The 5,273-nt window shown below is 65.4% G+C and carries 5 protein-coding genes; 3 read left to right on the top strand and 2 right to left on the bottom strand.

Going from position 1 to position 5,273, the window contains the following annotated elements; genetic code table 11:
* Positions 1-47 precede the first annotated feature (47 nt).
* Positions 48-314: a hypothetical protein gene (locus G3N99_RS34085; protein ID WP_027786765.1), complete on the bottom strand. Its 267-nt coding sequence runs from the start codon at positions 312-314 to the stop codon at positions 48-50.
* A gap of 509 nt (positions 315-823) precedes the next feature.
* On the opposite strand from G3N99_RS34085, the gene G3N99_RS34080 reads away from it, so the two are divergent.
* The 3 genes from G3N99_RS34080 (at position 824) to G3N99_RS34070 (ending at position 4,695) form a co-directional block, all read left to right on the top strand.
* Positions 824-2,581: an ABC transporter permease subunit gene (locus G3N99_RS34080; protein ID WP_206124567.1), complete on the top strand. Its 1,758-nt coding sequence runs from the start codon at positions 824-826 to the stop codon at positions 2,579-2,581.
* 22 nt (positions 2,582-2,603) lie between these two features.
* Complete coding sequence (locus G3N99_RS34075; RefSeq protein ID WP_174943240.1) at positions 2,604-3,941, top strand: nitrate/sulfonate/bicarbonate ABC transporter ATP-binding protein; 1,338 nt, start codon at positions 2,604-2,606, stop codon at positions 3,939-3,941.
* A 283-nt stretch (positions 3,942-4,224) separates the two neighbouring features.
* Positions 4,225-4,695, top strand: coding sequence for a hypothetical protein (locus G3N99_RS34070; protein WP_206124566.1), 471 nt, complete (start codon positions 4,225-4,227; stop codon positions 4,693-4,695).
* Positions 4,696-4,845: 150 nt separating this feature from the next.
* Here G3N99_RS34070 and G3N99_RS34065 read toward each other — a convergent pair.
* On the bottom strand, positions 4,846-5,273 hold a 428-nt coding region (locus G3N99_RS34065; protein WP_206124565.1), incomplete at its 5' end, for a hypothetical protein.

The raw sequence follows: 5,273 nt of genomic DNA, 5'->3' as shown, positions 1-5,273 counted from the left end.
GCGCCAGCCCGGCCAGCCCGGCCGGGCCGGGCCGGCGCCGCGTGGCATCATTCGCCGAACAGCGTGCCGAGCGTCTCGGCCGCGTTGCTGTCGATGGTGTTGTAGGTCACGCTGGTGGCCTCGAAGATGTAGACGGTCGTATACCGGCCGAGGCGCTCCAGGATTTCTTCCTGCAGCGATTCAGGCACGACGTTCATGTTCAGGTACCACGCCGTCGACGACAGCCGCGTCTGGAACGACCCGTACTCCTGCATCAATTCGTAGAACGCGTCGGCATCCTGATCGCGGCAGACGATCACCAAGTTTCCTGCCATTCCCTTTCCTCCCGCTCGTCGATCGATCCTCAGGGCCTGTTGGCATCGGGCACGCGCATGCGCTGCCATCGGACCGTCCGCAACAGACCCCGAGGGCCAGCCCTGATCATACCCGCTTAGTCGTATCCGGCTGGTGACGCCCGACATGGTTTGCACGCGCGTGCGGCTGGCGGGTTCCCGGCCGGGCCGGATCACGGCATAATTCGGGCCTGCATGCTGGCCGAAAGACTGCGGCCGGGCTGCTCGACCCGCGCACCCGCCATCCGCCCGCGCGCCAGGCACGATCCGTGCGCCGCCTGCGCCGTTCCCGGACGGTTGTACCTGAAATACAGGTTGGTGTAGTGTCGTGCCGTCGCGGGCCGACTCGTCCGGGGCGCGGCAGCGCATGCACGCACGGCGCCCCGCGCTCGCGCGCGATCGTCAGTCAATCGAATTACCGCACCCGTGCGCTTTGCCATGAATCAACATCGACTGCCGGCTTCGTTCGGCCTAACCGGGGAGAGCGCCTGATGGACGTCGGATTCTTCAATCCGAACCGGACCGCCAACGCGTCCGCGTGGCGCGTCCTGCCGAACCGGTGGGATTTCATCGCGTTTCCGCTGATCATCTGCCTGATCGCGATGGCGGTCGTCGGTTTCCACGAAACGATGGCGCCGATCGGCACCCTGCAGACGCAGAAGATCTCGCTCGACCCGTCGAACCTGCCCGAATACGCGTTGCGCACCACGCTGCGGATGCTCGCCGCGATGATCGCGTCGCTTGCGTTCACGCTGATCTACGGCACGCTCGCCGCGAAAAGCCGGCGTGCCGGCATGGTGCTGATCCCGATCCTCGACATCCTGCAGTCGGTGCCGGTGCTCGGTTTCATCTCGTTCACGGTCACGTTTTTCCTCGCGCTGTTCCCGAGCCGCGTGCTCGGCGCCGAGCTCGCGGCGATCTTCGCGATCTTCACGAGCCAGGCGTGGAACATGACGTTCAGCTTCTACCAGTCGCTGCGCACGGTGCCGCGCGACCTGGACGAAGTGTCGCGCGGTTTCCACCTGACGTCGTGGCAGCGCTTCTGGAAGCTCGAAGTGCCGTTCTCGATGCCGGGCCTGATCTGGAACATGATGATGTCGATGTCGGGCGGCTGGTTCTTCGTCGTCGCGTCGGAAGCCATCACCGTCGGCAACCAGACCATCACGCTGCCGGGCATCGGTGCGTATCTCGCGCAGGCGATCTCGGACAAGAACCTCGGTGCGATCGGCTGGGTGATCCTCACGATGACCGTCGTGATCCTCGCTTACGACCAGCTCCTGTTCCGCCCGCTCATCGCGTGGGCCGACAAGTTCCGGATGGAAAACACCGCGTCGGGCGATGCGCCGCAATCCTGGCTGCTCGACCTCGTGCGCCGCACGCGCCTGATTCATCAGCTGCTCGTGCCGGCCGGCTGGTTCTTCGCGAAGGCCGCGCGGATTCCGCTGCGGCTGCCGCTGTCGGGTGCGATGCGCTTCTCGCTGCCGAAAGTCGAGAAGAAGGCGTCGCGCACGGTCGACATCACGTGGGCGATCCTCGTACTGATCGGCACGGCTTATATCGTGTGGCGTGTCGTCAGCTTCGTGTCGACCGGCGTGACGATGGCCGAGGTCGGCCATGTGCTCGTGCTCGGGCTCATCACGCTGCTGCGCGTGGTCGTGCTGATCGCGATCGCGTCGGTGATCTGGGTGCCGATCGGCGTGTGGGTCGGGCTGCGCCCGAAGCTCGCCGAAAAGCTGCAGCCGCTTGCGCAGTTCCTCGCGGCGTTCCCGGCGAACCTGCTGTTCCCGGTGTTCGTGATCGTGATCGCGCGCTTCCACCTGAACCCCGATATCTGGCTGTCGCCGCTGATCGTGCTCGGCACCCAGTGGTATATCCTGTTCAACGTGATCGCCGGCGCGACGTCCTACCCGAACGACTATCGCGAAGCGGCGACGAACTTCCGCATCCGTGGCTGGCAGTGGTGGCGGCAGGCGATCCTGCCCGGCATCTTCCCGTACTACGTGACCGGTGCGATTACCGCATCAGGCGGCGCGTGGAACGCGAGCATCGTGTCGGAAGCCGTGCAGTGGGGCAATACCAAGATCGAGGCGCACGGCCTCGGTGCGTATATCGCGCAGACCACCGCTGCCGGCGATTTTCCGAAGATCATCCTGGGCATCGCCGTGATGTCCCTGTTCGTCACCCTGTTCAACCGCCTGTTGTGGCGTCCGCTGTATGCCTTCGCCGAAGCGAAGCTGCGGCTCGACTGAGACCGATTGAGAGCGAAACGCGATGCACAATCCGAATGCTGTAAACGCCCCCGTCCAGACGAACCAGCCGCCGCGCCTCGGTGAGGAAATCCTGCGCGTCGATCACGTCTGTCGCGGCTTCAACAAGACGCAGGGCGAGCTGCTCGTGCTCGACGATGCAAACCTGTCGCTGCGCGAAGGCGAGATCGTCGGGCTGCTCGGCCGCTCCGGCTCGGGCAAGTCGACGCTGCTGCGGATCATCGCCGGCCTGATCGAGCCGACCGGCGGCGAAGTGACCTATCTCGGCAAGCCGCTGGACGGCCCGGCCGAAGGCGTCGCGATGGTGTTCCAGACCTTCGCGCTGTTCCCGTGGCTCACCGTGCTGCAGAACGTGGAAGCCGGCCTTGAAGCGCTCGGCGTCGGCGCACGTGAGCGGCGCGAGCGTGCGCTCGCCGCGATCGACCTGATCGGTCTCGACGGCTTCGAAAACGCGTACCCGCGCGAGCTGTCGGGCGGCATGCGCCAGCGCGTGGGCTTTGCGCGCGCGCTCGTCGTCGATCCGACGATCCTGCTGATGGACGAGCCGTTCTCCGCACTCGACGTGCTGACGGCCGAAACGCTGCGTACCGACCTGCTCGACCTGTGGACGCAAGGCCGCATGCCGATCAAGTCGGTGCTGATCGTCACGCACAACATCGAGGAAGCGGTGTTCATGTGCGACCGGATCCTCGTGCTGTCGTCGAACCCGGGCCGCGTGATCGCCGAGATCAAGGTGCCGTTCAAGCATCCGCGCAACCGTCTCGACCCGGCGTTCCGCAAGCTCGTCGACGACATCTACGCGAAGATGACGGCCCGCCAGACCGGCGAGGCGACGAAGAAGGGGCTCGAGCTCGGCAGCTGGCTGCCGCAGGTGTCGACCAACCTGATGGCCGGCCTGATCGAGACGCTCGCGATGGCGCCGTACCACGGTCGCGCGGACATGCCGGAAATCGCACGCACGCTGCACCTCGAGGTCGACGACCTGTTCCCGATCGCTGAAGTGCTGCAGTACCTCGGCTTCGCGGACGTGCGCGAAGGGGACGTGTTCCTCACGCCGCCGGGGCGCGTGTTCGCGGAATTTGGCACGCAGGAGCGCAAGCTGATGTTCGCGGATCACCTGCTGAAGCATGTGCCGCTCGCCGCGCGGATCAAGAAGGTGCTGAACGAACGCCCGGGCCATCGTGCGCCGCGCGTGCGCTTCGAGCAGGAGCTGGAGGATTTCCTGTCCGACGGCGCCGCCGAGGAGACACTCGACGCGGTGATCGACTGGGGCCGTTACGGCGAGATCTTCTCGTACAACGACCAGACCGAGATTTTCAGTCTCGAGGACGTCGAGTCCTGAAGTCGGCGGGCATTCGGGCGCCTATCGCCTGAATGCCGGCTGCGCGGTTTCGTTCGGCCGCTTCGAGTCAATGCGAACGCGGCTTGTCCGTGGCGCCGGCAACGGGCGCCCTGGTTCGTTGGCAGAGCAGAAGGCGCTGAGTCCGTCGCGTCCGGGCGTTTGCCGGCGACGCGCATCGCTGATGCGCCGACGGGCACGATGCCGGAGGCTGGTGCAACGAATTCCTTCGATTGCATCGCCGATTCGATGCCTTCGAACCTCGTCAGCGATTCAAAGGGCAACCATGAGCGAGAAGAAGGGGCCGTATGCCATCGCGGCACAACAGTACGATCTGGTGCGCGTATCCGTTGTCGATTCTCCACGGCCGCACGTTTTTCACGCGAAGGTCGAACACATCTATTCCGCTGGAAAGGGCATCACACCGGACCATCTCGGGGCGGAGATCGAGTTCGTCGGCGGTCCGCCGACCTGGGGCAACGTGCCGCTGGCGGTCGGGGAGCGTGCCCTCATGTTCGTCAGCGCGCGGGCCGGCTTGTTCGGCGAGTATCCGTGGCGCGGACACATGGTTCTGGAGGACATCGCGGGCGGAACGTATGCCAGGCTGCAGATTCCGGAGATGTGGCTGAGGGATGATTTGCCAGTCGAGGTCAGGGCTGCGTCGAGTCCACATCCGACGAGGCGGAATGCGTCGATCGTCAGGTTCAGCGTGCTGGAGCGCTACCTGAGCGATCTGATCGCGCAAGCGGTCCGCTGAGCCGGATCAATTTTCCGGAATCCGGAGGACGATGCGCTGCCCGCCGGGATCAAGGGCAGGGTGTGCGACTTCACGCGCGTATGTCACGACGATGGATCGTCGCGGTCCAGCGCGGCAGGGTGGACTGCAGGCATGGAGCCCACTGCGTCTTTACTGCAAATTGCCCCACCGATCGACCGCCGGTTCCGCCGACGCCCACTTCCAGTGCGTGCCTTGCTGGCACGCATTCGCGAAATACCAGTCGGCCTTGTCGCCGTCCTTCACCGAGAACGCGAATTCCTTGCACATCGCGAGCGCCGACGAGTACGCGCGCGTGACGCGCACTTCGCCTTCGCCGTTTTCGATCGGCAGCGTGTTCTTCACCTTCCACGGCTTCACATCGCCGACGGCCAGGCTGCCGACCACCTTCGCGATTGCGTCCTGCTGGTTCTGATGAAGCTGCTTCATCGTGCGGTTGACGGCTTCGTCAGTCGCAGCCTGCACGGCAATCCCAACGCCGACGCCGACCGCCGGGTTCGCGGTGACGAGGCCCGTCGCCGCGCCGGCCAGTGCGCCGCTCGCCGCGCCGACCGACCCGC

Source organism: Burkholderia sp. Ac-20392 (assembly GCF_017104585.1).
Lineage (GTDB): Bacteria > Pseudomonadota > Gammaproteobacteria > Burkholderiales > Burkholderiaceae > Burkholderia > Burkholderia lata.
This window is presented reverse-complemented; position numbering and strand designations above follow the sequence as displayed.